Source organism: Microcoleus sp. Aus8_D2 (genome assembly GCF_036702665.1).
Classification (GTDB): Bacteria; Cyanobacteriota; Cyanobacteriia; order Cyanobacteriales; family Microcoleaceae; genus Microcoleus.
In genome coordinates, this window is sequence record NZ_JAUBUN010000002.1 from 277,836 (window position 1) to 292,284 (window position 14,449).

General features: G+C 46.9%; 12 protein-coding genes. 5 read left to right on the top strand and 7 right to left on the bottom strand.

Annotation, left to right across the window (positions count from 1 at the left end; translation table 11 throughout):
* Positions 1 to 5: 5 nt before the first annotated feature.
* Complete coding sequence (locus QUB64_RS02960) at positions 6 to 1,022, bottom strand: glycosyltransferase family 4 protein (RefSeq protein ID WP_333266329.1); 1,017 nt, start codon at positions 1,020 to 1,022, stop codon at positions 6 to 8.
* A gap of 470 nt (positions 1,023 to 1,492) precedes the next feature.
* On the opposite strand from QUB64_RS02960, the gene QUB64_RS02965 reads away from it, so the two are divergent.
* From QUB64_RS02965 to epsE, 3 genes are all read left to right on the top strand, one after another.
* Positions 1,493 to 2,500, top strand: a complete 1,008-nt coding sequence (locus tag QUB64_RS02965; protein WP_333266331.1) for a glycosyltransferase family 2 protein — start codon at positions 1,493 to 1,495, stop codon at positions 2,498 to 2,500.
* 100 nt (positions 2,501 to 2,600) lie between these two features.
* Positions 2,601 to 3,896 (top strand): glycosyltransferase family 4 protein, encoded by a 1,296-nt coding sequence (locus QUB64_RS02970; protein ID WP_333266333.1) that lies wholly within the window; start codon positions 2,601 to 2,603, stop codon positions 3,894 to 3,896.
* Positions 3,897 to 3,936: 40 nt separating this feature from the next.
* Entirely contained in the window at positions 3,937 to 5,178 is a 1,242-nt protein-coding gene (epsE, locus tag QUB64_RS02975; RefSeq protein WP_333266335.1) for an exopolysaccharide biosynthesis GT4 family glycosyltransferase EpsE, read from the top strand.
* 109 nt (positions 5,179 to 5,287) lie between these two features.
* Here epsE and QUB64_RS02980 read toward each other — a convergent pair whose 3' ends face one another.
* The 6 genes from QUB64_RS02980 to QUB64_RS03005 all read right to left on the bottom strand — a co-directional run bounded on the left by QUB64_RS02980 (position 5,288) and on the right by QUB64_RS03005 (position 10,540).
* The gene (locus QUB64_RS02980; protein ID WP_096832348.1) at positions 5,288 to 5,641 is read right to left on the bottom strand and encodes a DUF1257 domain-containing protein; all 354 of its coding nucleotides are present in this window, start codon (positions 5,639 to 5,641) and stop codon (positions 5,288 to 5,290) included.
* 130 nt (positions 5,642 to 5,771) lie between these two features.
* Positions 5,772 to 7,292: a stress-responsive protein Ycf46 gene (ycf46, locus tag QUB64_RS02985; RefSeq protein ID WP_333266338.1), complete on the bottom strand. Its 1,521-nt coding sequence runs from the start codon at positions 7,290 to 7,292 to the stop codon at positions 5,772 to 5,774.
* 110 nt (positions 7,293 to 7,402) lie between these two features.
* Positions 7,403 to 7,753, bottom strand: a complete 351-nt coding sequence (locus QUB64_RS02990; RefSeq protein WP_293186657.1) for a hypothetical protein — start codon at positions 7,751 to 7,753, stop codon at positions 7,403 to 7,405.
* Positions 7,754 to 8,187: 434 nt separating this feature from the next.
* A complete protein-coding gene (locus tag QUB64_RS02995) occupies positions 8,188 to 9,099 on the bottom strand; it encodes a UTP--glucose-1-phosphate uridylyltransferase (RefSeq protein ID WP_333266340.1) in 912 nt (303 codons plus the stop codon).
* A gap of 175 nt (positions 9,100 to 9,274) precedes the next feature.
* The gene (locus QUB64_RS03000; RefSeq protein ID WP_333266342.1) at positions 9,275 to 10,375 is read right to left on the bottom strand and encodes a GHMP family kinase ATP-binding protein; all 1,101 of its coding nucleotides are present in this window, start codon (positions 10,373 to 10,375) and stop codon (positions 9,275 to 9,277) included.
* A 30-nt stretch (positions 10,376 to 10,405) separates the two neighbouring features.
* On the bottom strand, positions 10,406 to 10,540 hold the full coding sequence (locus tag QUB64_RS03005; protein WP_333266344.1) for a hypothetical protein: 135 nt from the start codon (positions 10,538 to 10,540) through the stop codon (positions 10,406 to 10,408).
* Between QUB64_RS03005 and QUB64_RS03010 the strand changes: the two genes are divergently transcribed.
* Together QUB64_RS03010 and QUB64_RS03015 are read left to right on the top strand one after the other, a co-directional pair.
* Positions 10,524 to 11,063 carry a Dps family protein gene (locus QUB64_RS03010; RefSeq protein ID WP_333266345.1) on the top strand — a complete coding sequence of 180 codons (540 nt, stop codon included), beginning with the start codon at positions 10,524 to 10,526 and terminating at the stop codon, positions 11,061 to 11,063. The genes QUB64_RS03005 and QUB64_RS03010 overlap by 17 nt on opposite strands.
* 605 nt (positions 11,064 to 11,668) lie before the next feature.
* Positions 11,669 to 14,137: an FG-GAP-like repeat-containing protein gene (locus QUB64_RS03015; protein WP_333266347.1), complete on the top strand. Its 2,469-nt coding sequence runs from the start codon at positions 11,669 to 11,671 to the stop codon at positions 14,135 to 14,137.
* Positions 14,138 to 14,449: the final 312 nt, after the last annotated feature.

Consider the following 14,449-nt stretch of genomic DNA (forward strand, 5'->3'; position numbering starts at 1 on the left):
ATTTCCTAAACTTTCAATTTTTCCTGCACCAAATCTTTCCGGCGGCGTGCTACTTTTTCCCAGGTAAATTCCTCGGCTTGCTGGCGAGCACTATAACCCATCTGTGCTCTTAACTCCGGCGACAAAGCAAGCTTTCGCAAACTTTCAACCAGAGCCTCAGAGTCGTAGGGGTCTGCAACGATCCCATCTGTGCCGTCCCGGACAATTCCGCCCGCTCCCATAGGTGAGGTGAGAACTGGCAACCCGTGAGCCATAGCTTCATAGGTAACCAGCGGGCTGCCTTCTTCCAGACTCGGAAAGGCAAAAATGTCAGCTTCGCAATAGACCGCGCCAACATTGGTAGTGTAATCTATATGAATTACATCAGAGCGTCCTAAAATATCGCTGCAAATTTCGGCAATTGCAGGCTCTATCCTTCCGCAAAGCAGCAGTCTGCCTTTAAGGCCGGCTTTTTCCCAAGCTTGCAAGAGCAAGTGAGCTCCTTTTCTGACGCAGACGCTGCCCACAAAGACCACAGTAACGGTGTCTGACGGCTGTTTTTTGGGCGAAATATTCGGGAAGCGCTTGGGACACCACCCGTAACTGGTTGAGATCAGTTTGTCTTCGGGAACTCCTATTTCGAGAAATGATTTTTTGACCTCCGGACTCGGACAAAAAATGAAATCAGCCAAGCTCATTTCTTCATCTTCTTGCTGAATCATCGCATCTGTAATTCCATGTTGGGGAGCGATGCCCAAGCGACCGTAAGCATCGTCAAGAATAATTTTTGCCTTTTTAGTAGAGCAGTTAATACGCTCAAAAAAACTTTTTTTCCCCTGCTGCTTTACCTTTCTAAAAGTTTCCAGTGAAGTGGGAGGGAACAAGTAAACTGCATCAAAATCATTGAGATCCCTCAGAAAACGCTTTTCAGCAGAAGATTGCGCTGTATCTCCGACCCTGTAGTAGAGCCATTTCAAATATCGGGGTACGCTTTCAACAATATTATACCCGCGATCTGATGGCGGGCAATTGGGAACAACCATCCGGGTTTTAACGTCTGGGTAATCCCACTAAGAGCAAAGTGACAAGAATATATGGCTGATTCCTTGACCGCTACAGTAAATTGTGAACAAAGAACTCAAATTTAGCATGGTTGACTCTGCTGAATTCAAAACGGTAGATGTGACATTAACATACTTCGGACTGTAGGGGGCGCTAATCGAGTACCCCAAACCCAGGCGGGCTTACTTGTGGACTATTTTTTCTGGCGTTAAGTAAGAGTGCTAACTTTCAAAAAATGCCTTAAAAATGGCAGGGCGAACCCTGTAAAGCTTACAGGGGTGTTAAAAAACTGGCCCAACTATTGACATAACTTAATATATAATAAGCTCAAGGCCCTTTCACCCCCACTACATCCCTGGGCTGAAAGTTTTGACATAAAGATCTTGTGAAATTAACTTGATTGTTACTAAAATATTAAAAGAACAGCTTGGTGGAATTCAAGAGGTAAGACTTGAAACAAATTGGATTAGTGGCGATCGGACGAAATGAAGGGCAGCGGCTCCGCCAGTGCCTAGTCTGGGCCAGTGGCAAAGTTGCCCGCGTCGTCTACGTCGATTCCGGCTCCACAGACGGCAGCGTTGAGTTAGCTTCTTCCCTAGGAGTCGATGTAGTGGAACTCGACTTGTCTACACCGTTTACCGCAGCTCGCGCCAGGAATGTAGGCTTTGCTCGCCTGCTGGAACTATCACCCGACATCGAATTTGTCCAATTTGTGGATGGCGACTGCGAAGTGGTTGAGGGATGGATCGATCGCGCGCACAGCGAACTCACAGCCAGCCCCGATGTAGCTGCGGTGTGCGGCCGCCGGCGCGAAAGGTACCCCGAAGCTACTATCTACAACCAATTATGCGACATCGAATGGGATACCCCGATCGGCGAAACCAAAGCCTGCGGTGGCGATTCCATGATGCGCGCCACCGCATTTGAGCAAGTCGAAGGTTTCAATCCCGCTTTAATAGCTGGCGAAGAACCCGAACTGTGCTTGCGGTTGCGCCAAAAAGGCTGGAAAATCCTTCGCTTAGACGCAGAAATGACCCTACACGACGCCCAAATGACCAGTTTCGCTCAGTGGTGGAAGCGCGCTCAAAGAGCGGGTCACGCCTATGCCGAGGGCGCCTGGATGCACGGAAGCGAACCGGAGCGCCATTGGGTCAAAGAAACCCGAAGCACCTGGTTTTGGGGATTAGTCTTACCAGTGCTAGCATTGTCCATGGCATGGCCGACAAAAGGCTGGAGCCTGTTAGCGTGCAGCGCTTACCTTTTGGCAACCTATCGCACCTATAACTATTATGCAAAGCAGCCGAATTTCACAGCTAAAAACGCTGCCGTGTATGCCCTGTCTTGTGTAATAGCCAAATTTCCTCAGCTACAGGGTCAAATTCAGTTTCACCTGCGCCGATTGCTAGGGCAGCGCAGCAAGTTGATCGAATATAAGACCGCTAACCAAATTAACACATAGTTAAATAGTTAATGAGAATTGGTCTTAAATGCAGCGGACTTGCTGTTTTTCAACACCTCTGCTATACTCAAATTAACCTACATTCAAAAGTAGCAAACAAATGATACAAAAAAAATTAAAAATATTGCTAATTATAGAGCAGTGCAATCCAGAAATGGCATCTGTACCTTTGGAAGGATACAAATATTTTCAAGCAATTAACAAGCTTGTAGATGCAACGCTAGTTACCCACATTAGAAATAAAGAAGCCCTGGAAAGACTCAATCAGTATAATAATGTTTTTTATATAAAGGAGAGTCAGTTAACAAAAAAATACTACCCTCTGATGGCAAGCATGACACTAAAAGGTCGCAATAACTGGCCTTTAGCTAATACTCTCGGCTACCCGATATATGCAGAATTCAATCACAAAGTTTATCAGCAATTCCAAGAGCAAATCCAGAGAGGAGATTACGATTTAGTTCACGCTCTAACTCCGATGATGCCTAGATATCCTGTCAAAGCAGTCAAGGCGTGCAAGCAAACTCCTTTTCTTTTGGGCCCCGTGAATGGAGGCGTTCCCTTTCCTCCCGGTTTTCAAGAAGTAGCTAGACAGGAATTTGCTTATTTAAACTTTTTGAGAGCTGTGGGTCGAGCGTTAGTACCGGGCTACGTAGAAACTTACAAGAAAGCAGACAAAGTATTGGCAGGTTCAACATATACCTTGAATTTGCTAAAAAAATTGTTTGCTATCCCCGATCGAAGAATAGAGCTGTTTTACGAAAATGGGATTTCCCAGGATTTTTTAATGCCTGCAAAACCAGCCAAAAAAGCAGGCGACAAGATAAATTTACTTTTTGTGGGCAGATTAGTTCCCTATAAATGCCCCGATGTTGTTATAGAGTCTCTTGGAAAATTAGACCCTGTAATTCAAAGTAAAATACGCTTAACTATAGTGGGAGACGGTTCAGAAAGAAGTAGCTTGGAAAACAGAGTGCAGGAACTTAATTTAGGCGAAATAGTCAGCTTTGCCGGATGGGTAAATCAACAGGAAACTCGCGATTATTACAGGAAAGCAGATATTTTTTGTTTCCCTTCGATCCGAGAGTTTGGCGGAGCAGTGGTAATCGAAGCTATGGCTTGCGGACTGCCCTGTATTGTAGCAAACAACGGCGGTATTGGAGAATACGTAACTGAAGAAACAGGTTTTAAGATCGAGCCAAATTCTAGAGAGTATCTTACCCAAGAATTAACAAAAAAAATTCAAATTTTGGTCGAAGACGATCGTCTGCGGGAAAGTATGTCAGCCAAGTCTATCGACAGAGCCAAAGACTTTGAATGGGATAACAAGGCAGGAAAAATCGTCGAGATTTACGAAAAAATGCTTGCTGAGAAAGGTGTTCGTGTATCGGCATAGATAAATATCCTTGGGTTAAAAATTAGAAAGCAGGTGCGTGATGAAGGCAAAAATTGGATACTTTCTTCCACAATTTCCAGGACAAACACACATTTTTTTTTGGCGGGAGCGACAATTTCTTGCAGAACTTGGAATTGAAACAGATTTGGTATCAACTCAACTGCCCCCCAGAGCTATCACTTCTCACGTATGGGCAGAAGAAGCTAAAAAAAATACTGTTTATCTATTTCCCTTGACTGCGAAAGATTTTATTAACTCATTCATAGAGGTTCTCAAAGCTGGTCCCGCTGCCTGGTGGCAGTGCCTCGCAGTTATTTCCAAAGCAAAAGATACATCCTTATCTGAAAAGGTTCGACTATTGGCATTGGTTTTGGTTGCTGGCAAACTCGTAGGGTTAGCAAGAACAAAAAGTTGGTCGCACATCCACGTTCATTCCTGTGCTGATTCTGCCAATATAGCGATGTTCGCCTCATTACTCTCAAAAGTATCCTATAGCCTGACGCTGCACGGCCCTCTAACTGACTACGGCCCTAACCAAGAACAAAAATGGCACTTTTCTACTTTTGCAATAGTCATCACTAAAAAGCTTTATGACGAAGTGAACAACTGTCTTGCTGGTCATCTTCCTCACAAGATTGAAATAGCTCCTATGGGGGTTGAACTCTCGCGTTTCCACAGAAAAACAGCATACTCAGCGTGGAATGGAAGTGATGCTTGCCACATTTTTAGTTGCGGGCGTCTCAACAGATGTAAAGGTCATGCGGATTTGATTGTTGCGATCGATATACTCAGAAAACGAGGATTTAATGCTAATCTGCAAATTGCAGGAGAAGACGAACAGGGTGGCAGTGGCTACCGTCAGGAGTTAGAAAAGCTGATCGAACAGCTTAGCTTGAAAAATTGTGTTAGCCTTCTCGGTGCGGTGTCTGAAGATATCGTCAATGAGTCCCTCGAAAAAGCACACGTATTTGCCCTTGCCAGTTTGCACGAACCTCTAGGTGTCGCCATCATGGAAGCGATGGCAATGGAGATGCCTGTAGTAGTTACAGGCTCAGGAGGAGTAAAGGAGCTTGTAGATGACGGGATTGATGGGCTACTTGTAGAACCTGAAGCCCCCGAGCAATTAGCAGATGCGATCGCCAATATACTCCAAAATCCCGAGCTTGCTTTGAGCCTCAGTCAGGAATCTAGGAAAAAAATCATCGCCAAATTTAGCCACGACCGAAGTGCACAAACTTTAGCTCAGTGCTTGGAAGAACTTGTAAAAACTAATCCGGCTTAATTAAGGGCGAGTGAACACATTTAATCTAAAGTTAAAGTCGCTATATCCCAACTAAAAACGGGTTAACCCGTATGTGGTTAACCCGCAAGCTTAGAAACACGCAAAGCGATTAATTTTGGACTACCAGCTTAACGTTGGCGTTTTGCAAACCGCGCTGCTTGACTGCTGCCAAAGTTTTGTTAACAGCGTACTTCTGGTTGATGGAGTTAATTAACTCAGTTTGATTGTGCTTTTTGGCGACGCCCCAGAGGTCTGCAATCAGATCAAAGGAACCGTCGCTATTGCGAGACCAACCCAGGTCATATTCGCCTTCCAGAGTCGCCACGATGTCGGAGCGAACGCGCTGACCATTATAGCCACGAACATCAGCTTCTGACTTGACTGAAATGCCCAAGTCACGTAGAGAAGCTTTCAGGATTTCGGCATCAGTGATTTTGGTACGCAGAGTGCTAAAGTGAGACATTGGATTTCCTCCTAATAAAACTGAGAGAGAAACAACAACGGTCTGGATTTAACGGTGCCGCTGGGCGGCTCTTCAATCGAACTGCTAGCTGTTGCTAGCCTTTGCTCCTGTTTGGACCAGGAGAAAGCTTTTAGAATTCCATTCGCTGGTATTCAGCGACGGAAGACGCAGCGGGCCGTGCGCGCTGTCTCGCCCAATCTCGGAGGGCGCTGACCTGTTCGGTCATGGTTTTAGACAGTGGCAATGTAGATTTAATGGCCGCGATGATATCTAACTGCGTAAACTCTCTATCTTGAGCGAAGGCCTCGTACATGGCTGCTACTAGCCCTTGCTCAATTTCTGCTCCTGAAAAGCCGTCGGAAACATTGGAAAGTTGCTCTAAATCGAAGCGAGAAATTTCCCGACGCCGTTTTGACAGGTGAATTTTGAATATATCTTGGCGTTCTTCTTTAGTTGGCAGGTCAACAAAGAAGAGTTCGTCGAATCGACCTTTCCTCAAGAATTCCCCCGGCAACCGCTCGATGCGGTTGGCTGTTGCCATTACGAAGACTGGGGAAGTCTTTTCTTGCATCCAAGTGAGGAACGAACCGAAAATCCGGCTGGAGGTGCCTCCGTCTGAGTCGGCCGAACCAGTGCCTCCTGCAAAGGCTTTGTCTAGTTCGTCAATAAAGAGGATGGCTGGGGAGATGGATTCTGCGGTTTTGAGGGCGTTGCGGAGGTTGGCTTCCGATCGACCTACCATCGAGCCGTCGTAGACTCTACCCATATCTAAGCGCAGCAGGGGCAGTCCCCAAAGGCGGGAGGTAGTCTTGGCAATCAGCGATTTTCCGCATCCCGGTACGCCGAGAATTAACATCCCTTTTGGTTGGGGCAAGCCGTATTCTCTCGCTCGTTCTGTAAAGGCATTGGAACGCTGCTTGAGCCACCGCTTCAGCTCTTCTAACCCGCCGACTGCATCCAGGGTTTCGTCTTCTTCAATGAACTCTAGAATGCCGTTGCGTCGAATTAATTGCTTTTTCTCCGACAGAACTATGTCTACTTCTTCTTCGGTTAAGCGCCCTGTGGAAACTTGGGCTTTGCGATAAACTTTTTCCGCTTCATCCTTAGTCAATCCCAAGGCTGCTTTTAAAAGTTTTTCTCGCCCTTCCGTGGTAATCCGTCGCGATTTGGTTTGCTCCAACTGGCCAGACAATACTTGGTTTAGTTCCTTCATGTCTGGAAGCGCGAAGTCTATTACCACTACTTCCTTTTCTAGCTCGATCGGGATTTGCTGCAAAGGAGACATCAGTATTATCGTCTTTTGCGTTCCTTTGAAGTTGGCGATCGCATCGCGCAACCACCGCGTTACCGGAGGAGAATCGATAAAAGGATGTAAATCTTTGAAAATGTAGATACTAGCGTTGCTATTGGGTTCTCGCTGCCGGATCACCCATTCAATTGCTGCCTCTGGGGAGACGGTATTGTGCTGGGTAGTGGTGCGGGGTTGACCGTACTCCACAATGCCGTGAGTTACAGTCCAGATAAATACTCGTCGCTGTGGTTTCGCTTGAGCTATTGTCGAAATTGCTTGCTCACACCGCTCTTCCTCGGATGTCACGAGGTAGATCAGAGGATATTGAGCTTGGATTAGGATACTTATCTCTTCTTGCATATTCCTCGACCCACTAGAGACGGTGCTATCTTTGCTGAATCTCAATGCTGCCATTAGCCCATTACTGAATGAGATTTCCAGTTACGGCTTTTTGAGCAAGCAAGGCATTCTTAGCAGGGAACCAATTCTTCCTCTCCCGGTTGGGCTGTGCTGGCGCTGACGCCCGACACTTGCTTTACTGGAAGATCCTGCTCAGCCAATACGCTCGGCTGACTTGTTACGGATGCCAGTTCTCCATCTCGCATTACTACAGAACCCGTGCATTCTGGACAAGTGTACACCCGGTGGGTTTGTCCGTAGGAGGCTTCTACTTCGTCAACCAGTTCGGGGTTTCCTAGGTAGAAGACAATTGCCCTTTCTGCAATTGATGACATCGGTTCTGTTTCTACTGCGGCTTTGATTTTGAGCTGGCGATGCAGTTCAGGTGGAAGATACAGTGTAACTTTTTGCTTTTCTTGCATATCAGTGAATTGACTTACCCGGGTATGTATATTAGATTAGCCGCTTAATTCTTTGCTGTCAAGCCTCTATGCTGCTTTAGCGTCATCTTGTAATATTTCGTTACATTTAACCTGATTTTGGGGCGGTTAACAACGGAAAAACAAGGAATGTAGCTGATGAGGCAGCGCTCCAGGTACGTAGTTGCGCTTCAGCGCTCTTTATAGAACCCATTTGAGATCTATTTTGCGTAAATCTCAGAAACCGGGTTTCTCTCTATATTTCTCGTCACCCAACCCAAAAACTCGTAGAAACCCGGTTTCTCGGCCCTTGCGTAAATCTCAGAAACCGGTTTCTCTCTATATTTCTCGTCACCCAACCCAAAAAATTAAAGATGTCAAATGGGTTCTATATATGAAAGAGCGCTGAAGCGCAACTACGTACCTCAGGAGGTTGATTAGCCGATCGCCCCGCGAGATATGGGAAAATCAATCAGAGTCTGCCGGTAAACCTCCGGCAATCCCGTGTCAAAACACCGCCCTCGCACCACATAACCAGCCATTCCCTCGAACTCCCGCAACTTATCCAAACACGACGTTAACTGAAATTCACCTTTTTCTCGAAAATTGGCATTAATATGTTCTGCCAAATAATCAAAGATTTTAGGATCGAGGACATACATCCCAAACATTGACAAAAATAAATCCTCTCCCAAGCCTTCTACGCTTAAATGCTGCCGCGCATACTCGATATCCGGCTTTTCGTAAACTTGCGTCACCGACAAAATAGCATCTTGTTCGTGCCAAACTCCCGCCGCACAGCCGTAGTGATGAATTACATCAGAGGGTGTTACCCTCAAACCAATGACGCTGTGCTGCACTTGCGAGTAAATCTCCAATAGCTGGCGCGCGCAAGAGATTTCTGTGGACGACGAATAAATGTGGTCGCCCAAAAGCAAGAGAAAAGGCTCGTTGTTCGTCCATTCTCTAGCACAGAATACAGCGTGACCGAATCCTTCTGGGATATCCTGAGTCAGAATTGTCACGTGCTGTCCCAACTCTTGTAAATATTGGCTGTATTCCTGATTTTGCTGAGACAGTTTTTGGAAAAGTTCGGGAGACGGCCCAGTTTTAAAGAAATCTTCAAAAAAAGTGCGAGATCCCTTTTGCACAACTATAGCAACTTCTGCGATGCCCGCGCTCAAAGCTTCTTCCACAATTGCCAAAATTATCGGTTTAGCGCGGCCGTCGCGATCGATAATTGGCAAAAATTCCTTCTTCACCGCCAGAGTTGCCGGAAACATCCGAGTGCCGAAACCGGCGGCTGGAATCACGGCTTTGCGGACGCTGTACTGAGAACTAACAGTCATAGGATTTTAGATTTTAGATTTTAGATTTTAGATTGAAGAATTGGTAATGAATTATCACCTAAAGGTTTCATATCAAATCCGGTAACTACGGAATTGTCGTAGGGGCGGGGCGGGTTTATATAATTTGTAGATACTGGCAAATATCAAGGCGAACCCGCCCCTACAACACTTGAAATTATATCATTCCTGCGCAGCCGGAATTGATATCAAACTTGTCTATAGTTGTATGCTTTTCTATACTGATTGTCAGTTTCAAACATTCCATATGGGGGAAATCGCTGCTTATAATATCAATAACTTGCTGCTGGCTATCCTCATCTTTCACGATAAATTGCGCCGTGCCGTCTCCCTGAGAACCTACTCCCTTGCCACCCAAAATATAAGGCTGAATCGGTTGATAGTTCAGGATTTCGTGCAATACGGGAGCCGTTAATTGCCCTGGACAAGCGGGGATTAAATGCTTGTCAAATTCCCTCTGGGAAACTCTCATCAACTCGCCGAGTTTTGCCGCATCTCCCTGCTGCAAAGCTGCGGCTGCATCTTGGGTAATTTTATAACTAATCGCACCGAGATATTGCTGCACGTTTGCTTGAACTTCATTGGCAGCAAACGGATAGGCCTGATTGAGACTTGCCAGAATTTGTTGAGTGTTTTTGCTGGCGCCCAAATCTACGATGACAAAAAACAAATCTCGGGCAACTTTTAGCTCAACAACATCCATTTGATTGCCGTCAAAAATCATCACAATCGGGCGATTTCCATAGGCGCAACCCTGATCCATGCGGCCGCAACGCGAAGGTGTGGCAGTCTCGCCTAGATAAGCCATTTCCATTTCAGCCCGGATGTTTATTTTTAAATCGTATAAGCGATTGAAAGCCCTGGCTACTAAGACACAAATTGCGGCACTTGAAGACAAGCCTTTCTGAATTGGCAAATCTGTTAAATAATTGTCAATTTCCAGTCCTCCCACGCCGCATTGCGAGAGAAATTGATACGCCACACCGGCTGCATAACTGAAAAAAGTTCCTGTTTCTGCCTCAGCAAGCAGAGCATTTTTTGCCATCGGGAGTGCAGCTTCTATTTTTGTGCCGTCATTTAAAGCAGCCCGCAAAATCAAGTGTGTGGGATGTTGGTTAACTTCGGCATAAATCCCTTGATTTGTACTCGCTATCAGAGTGCAGCCTTTTTCTACAGCGGGATTCAGCGGGCGATAACCGGCGGCCCAATCGCTGTGTTCGCCAAACAAACACAGGCGGCCCGGAACAAAAAGTTTCATCGCATCTATCTAAGGGTATCTATATTGTGATTACTTTAACCTGAGACGCAGCAATTTGCGGAAAGTGCGATCGTCCTCTGGGTTGATGTAAGTGGCTGGGGAAATTTGTTCTAATAAATGCAAAGTTAGAGTTGAAGGAACAGTTTCAATGCGTAAGTTAAACATAGGTCTATCTGAAGAGCAACGTGCAGGCGTGATCGAACTGTTGAATCACGACCTGTCAGATGCTTATCTGCTGTTAATCAAAACCAAAAAGTATCACTGGGATGTAGTTGGCCCGCAGTTTCGATCGCTCCACCAGTTGTGGGAAGAACACTACCAGGCCTTGACTGAGAATATTGATGCTTTGGCGGAACGGGTAAGAGCTTTGGGCGGCTACCCAATCGGTACTGCTGAAGGTTTTCTGAAGTATGCTTCAATTAAAGAACATATCGGCGATTTGCCTTTGGCGACTGAGATGGTATCGCGTTTAGTTGACGACCACGAACTGGTTATTCGCAATCTCCGCCTACACGTTGAACAGTGCGGTGAAGAGTTTAAGGATGACGGAACGGCTGACTTTTTGACTGGTTTGATGGAACAGCACGAGCAAATGGCTTGGATGTTGCGATCGTTTATTGAAGGGGAGTCTATTGCGCCGGATGGTAAGCAACCACAAGCTAAAACTCCTACGGCTTCTCACGCTTAGATTGAGGGTACGGATTTTGAGTCTTTTGTAAAAATACGCAGTTTGACGTAATTAGTTTGTAGCCCACATTCCGCACCCGCTTAGTGTCACACAGTATAATTTACCCAGAGAAATCGATTTTTCAAGTAATAAATTATGCCTTTCACCAAAATTGTATCCGTTAATCTTCGGCATAAAAGTATAATTTATAGCTTGATTGCTCGATAAAAATAAGTAAAAACCGATTGTGACAGTTAAAGGTGGGGAATGTGGGTGATAGAATGCGTCGGGGGAGAAAATTTTGGTTTTCTCCCCCGACGCTGTTTAATTTGCGAACCAACTTTTAATTAAGTTGTATAGTGTTTGGCTAGCGTCGAACTCACGTTCGGCTATACGGGTAAATCCGTCAAACCCTTATATAGTAAACAATTTAGCTCTCCAAACAGTCACTCTCGGAGGAAGTTCAGATTTAACTTTTAACTTTTTTATATTAACTTTATTGCATAAGTAAATTTTTATCTTAATTTATAATTCGTTTTTAAAATAATGCTAGTTTATAGAACAGCCTGCTAAGGGCACAGTGCGATCGCACTAAAATTACAAACATTCAACCACCAATTATAACCATGTCGGTAAATAATTCAGAGTTTTTCCCTACACTCTGGCAAGAAGGTACTGATACCTCTTCTCTAGACCCAAAAATAGCTGACTCTGGCAACAACAAATCTTACGAATTGAAAGCATCCACTACTATCGCAGGTACGGGAAATGCCTTTACCAAGGTACCACCGCCAGTATCGATCGCTCCAACGCCCGCGCCCGTGCCGACTCCAACGCCTCAACCTGCACCGACTCCTATCGCGGGCTTCGCCCCCAAAGTTGACTTCACCACTGGGGATTTCCCTCAGGCTCTGGGCATCGGCGACTTCAACGGCGACGGTAAACCTGACTTAGTAACGGTGAATGGTATGGGCGATAACACGGCCTCCATTCTCCTCAACACCACCGGCACCGGAGCTACCACTCCCAGCTTTGCCACCAATGTTAAATTCAACGTTGGGAGTGGCCCCAACTCTGTCAGCATCGGTGACTTTAACGGCGACGGGAAACCTGACTTAGCAACGGCGAACATCTGGAGCAAGAACACCTCCATCCTGATCAACACCACCTCCACCGGAGCTACCACCCCCACCTTCGCCACCAAAATTGACTTCAACACTGGAGATGGCAGTAGATACGTCAGCATCGGCGACTTCAACAGCGATGGGAAACCTGACTTAGCTGTGACGAACGGTGTCAGCTTCGACAGCAACATGACCCCCAGCAGCAGCAGCAACACCGTCTCCATTCTGCTCAACACTACTCCCAGCAACGCCACTACCCCCACCTTTGCCGCTGCTGTTTACTTCAACACTGGTAGTGCCCCCACAGCTCAAGGCGTCAGCGACTTCAACGGTGACGGGAAGCCTGACTTAGTTGTCGTGAACCAAATCGATAACACCGCCTCCATCTTCCTCAACACCACCGCCACCGGAGCCACCACGCCCACCTTCGCTCCCAAAGTTGATTTCAACACTGGGAATAGCCCCGGCTCCGTCAGCATCGGCGACTTCAACGGCGATGGGAAACTAGACTTCGCTGTCACGAACACTGCCAGTTTCAGCGATACCAGCAACAGCCTCTCGATCCTGCTCAATACCACCGCCACCGGAGCGACTACCCCTACCTTCGCCCCTAAAGTTGACTTCCAAGCTGGGAGTTACCCCAACGGTCAAGACCGCGGCGACTTCAACGGCGACGGAAAACCTGACTTAGCTTTGGCGACCAATGGTGACAGCGCCTCTATCCTCTTCAACACCACCGCCACCGGAGCGACCACTCCCACCTTCGCCTCCAAAGTTGACTTACCCACGGGAAATAGCCCTTCCTCTGTCGGTATTAACGACTTCAACGGCGACGGAAAACCAGACTTAGCTGTGGCGAAATACACCGGCAGTATCTCCATCTTCCTCAACAACGCTAACTCTTCTACTCCAACGCCGACACCGACGCCTGCGCTTGCACCGACGCCTACACCTGCACCTGAGCCGACCCTTGCACCCGAGCCTCTAATAACCCCAACCCCTGCACCGACGCCTGTACCGACGCCTGCACCGGATGTAACAACTCCAACCCCTGCACCGACGCCTGTACCCGAGCCTGTACCAACTCCAACGTCGCTACAGGTGCAGACGCCTACCCCTGCACCGACGCCTACCCCTGCACCTGTGCCGGCTCCGACGCCTGCACCCGTGCCGGCTCCAACACCTGAACTGGTATCTACCCCGACGCCTGCACCTGCACCAACGCCTACCCCTGCACCTGTGCAGACTCCGACGCCTGCACCTGTACCGACTCCAACACCTGAACTGGTATCTGCTCCGACGCCTGCACCTGTGCCGACGCCTACACCTGAACTGGTATCTGCTCCGACGCTTGCACCTGTGCCAACTCCAACTCGGACGCCTGCACCTGCACCGACTCCAACGCCTGAAGCTGTATCTACTCCGACGCCTGCACCTGTAGCTGATACTGATTGCATTTGCGATCTAATTGAGTTTCCCACGGATTTTACTGACAGCGACGAAGGAGACAATTTAATTAAAGGCAGTGAAGGCAATGATACTATTTTCGGAAAGTTAGGAAACGATACTTTATGTGGCGCTGCTGGAGATGACTTGCTTGGCGGTAACGGACATCAGGATTTAATCTGTGGCAGCGAAGGGAACGATACGATTTACGGGGGCAAAGAGAATGATACTCTCGTTGGTTGCACGGGCAATGATTTCTTATCCGGAGATTTAGGCGATGATAGCTTAATCGGCGGTTTGGGAAATGACATTTTTGTGTTGAGTCCCGATAGCGGATTCGATATAATTGCTGATTTTACCAGCGGTCAAGATGCGATCGGATTAACAGGAGGATTAACTTTCAATCAGTTAACGATAACTCAAGATCCTCGGGGAGCTTTAATCAAAAATGTCTTGACAGGAGAGTCGCTAGGTGTTCTTTCTGGCGTAAGTGCTAGCACTATAACATCGGTTAACTTCATTTAAAGCTGATGGCATAGCAGTCGCCAGTGTTAGGACACGTTGTTATTATAATCAACCAAATTCGTAGGGGCGGGTTCACAACAATTCCCGAGCAAAATGAATAATCTTATAAACCCGCCCCCGCCCACCAACAATAACAATGTACCGTGAATTTATTGGTAAAATGTTGATGTAAATAATCGCGTAGTAGGGCGGGTTTATGAGATTGTTTGTGGGTTTCATAAATGGTTGGTGAACCCGCCCCTACAGGAATCATGACCGGAGATGATATAAGTAAAATATTGGTATAAATCATGGCGGGATGGGGCCGATTTA

Coding starts and splice junctions, on each gene's coding strand:
- QUB64_RS03010 (WP_333266345.1), top strand. CDS start 10,524: ATGCGTAAGTTAAACATAGGTCTATCTGAAGAGCAACGTGCAGGCGTG.
- QUB64_RS03000 (WP_333266342.1), bottom strand. CDS start 10,375: ATGAAACTTTTTGTTCCGGGCCGCCTGTGTTTGTTTGGCGAACACAGC.
- QUB64_RS03015 (WP_333266347.1), top strand. CDS start 11,669: ATGTCGGTAAATAATTCAGAGTTTTTCCCTACACTCTGGCAAGAAGGT.
- epsE (WP_333266335.1), top strand. CDS start 3,937: ATGAAGGCAAAAATTGGATACTTTCTTCCACAATTTCCAGGACAAACA.
- QUB64_RS02995 (WP_333266340.1), bottom strand. CDS start 9,099: ATGACTGTTAGTTCTCAGTACAGCGTCCGCAAAGCCGTGATTCCAGCC.
- QUB64_RS02990 (WP_293186657.1), bottom strand. CDS start 7,753: ATGCAAGAAAAGCAAAAAGTTACACTGTATCTTCCACCTGAACTGCAT.
- ycf46 (WP_333266338.1), bottom strand. CDS start 7,292: ATGCAAGAAGAGATAAGTATCCTAATCCAAGCTCAATATCCTCTGATC.
- QUB64_RS03005 (WP_333266344.1), bottom strand. CDS start 10,540: ATGTTTAACTTACGCATTGAAACTGTTCCTTCAACTCTAACTTTGCAT.
- QUB64_RS02980 (WP_096832348.1), bottom strand. CDS start 5,641: ATGTCTCACTTTAGCACTCTGCGTACCAAAATCACTGATGCCGAAATC.
- QUB64_RS02970 (WP_333266333.1), top strand. CDS start 2,601: ATGATACAAAAAAAATTAAAAATATTGCTAATTATAGAGCAGTGCAAT.
- QUB64_RS02960 (WP_333266329.1), bottom strand. CDS start 1,022: ATGGTTGTTCCCAATTGCCCGCCATCAGATCGCGGGTATAATATTGTT.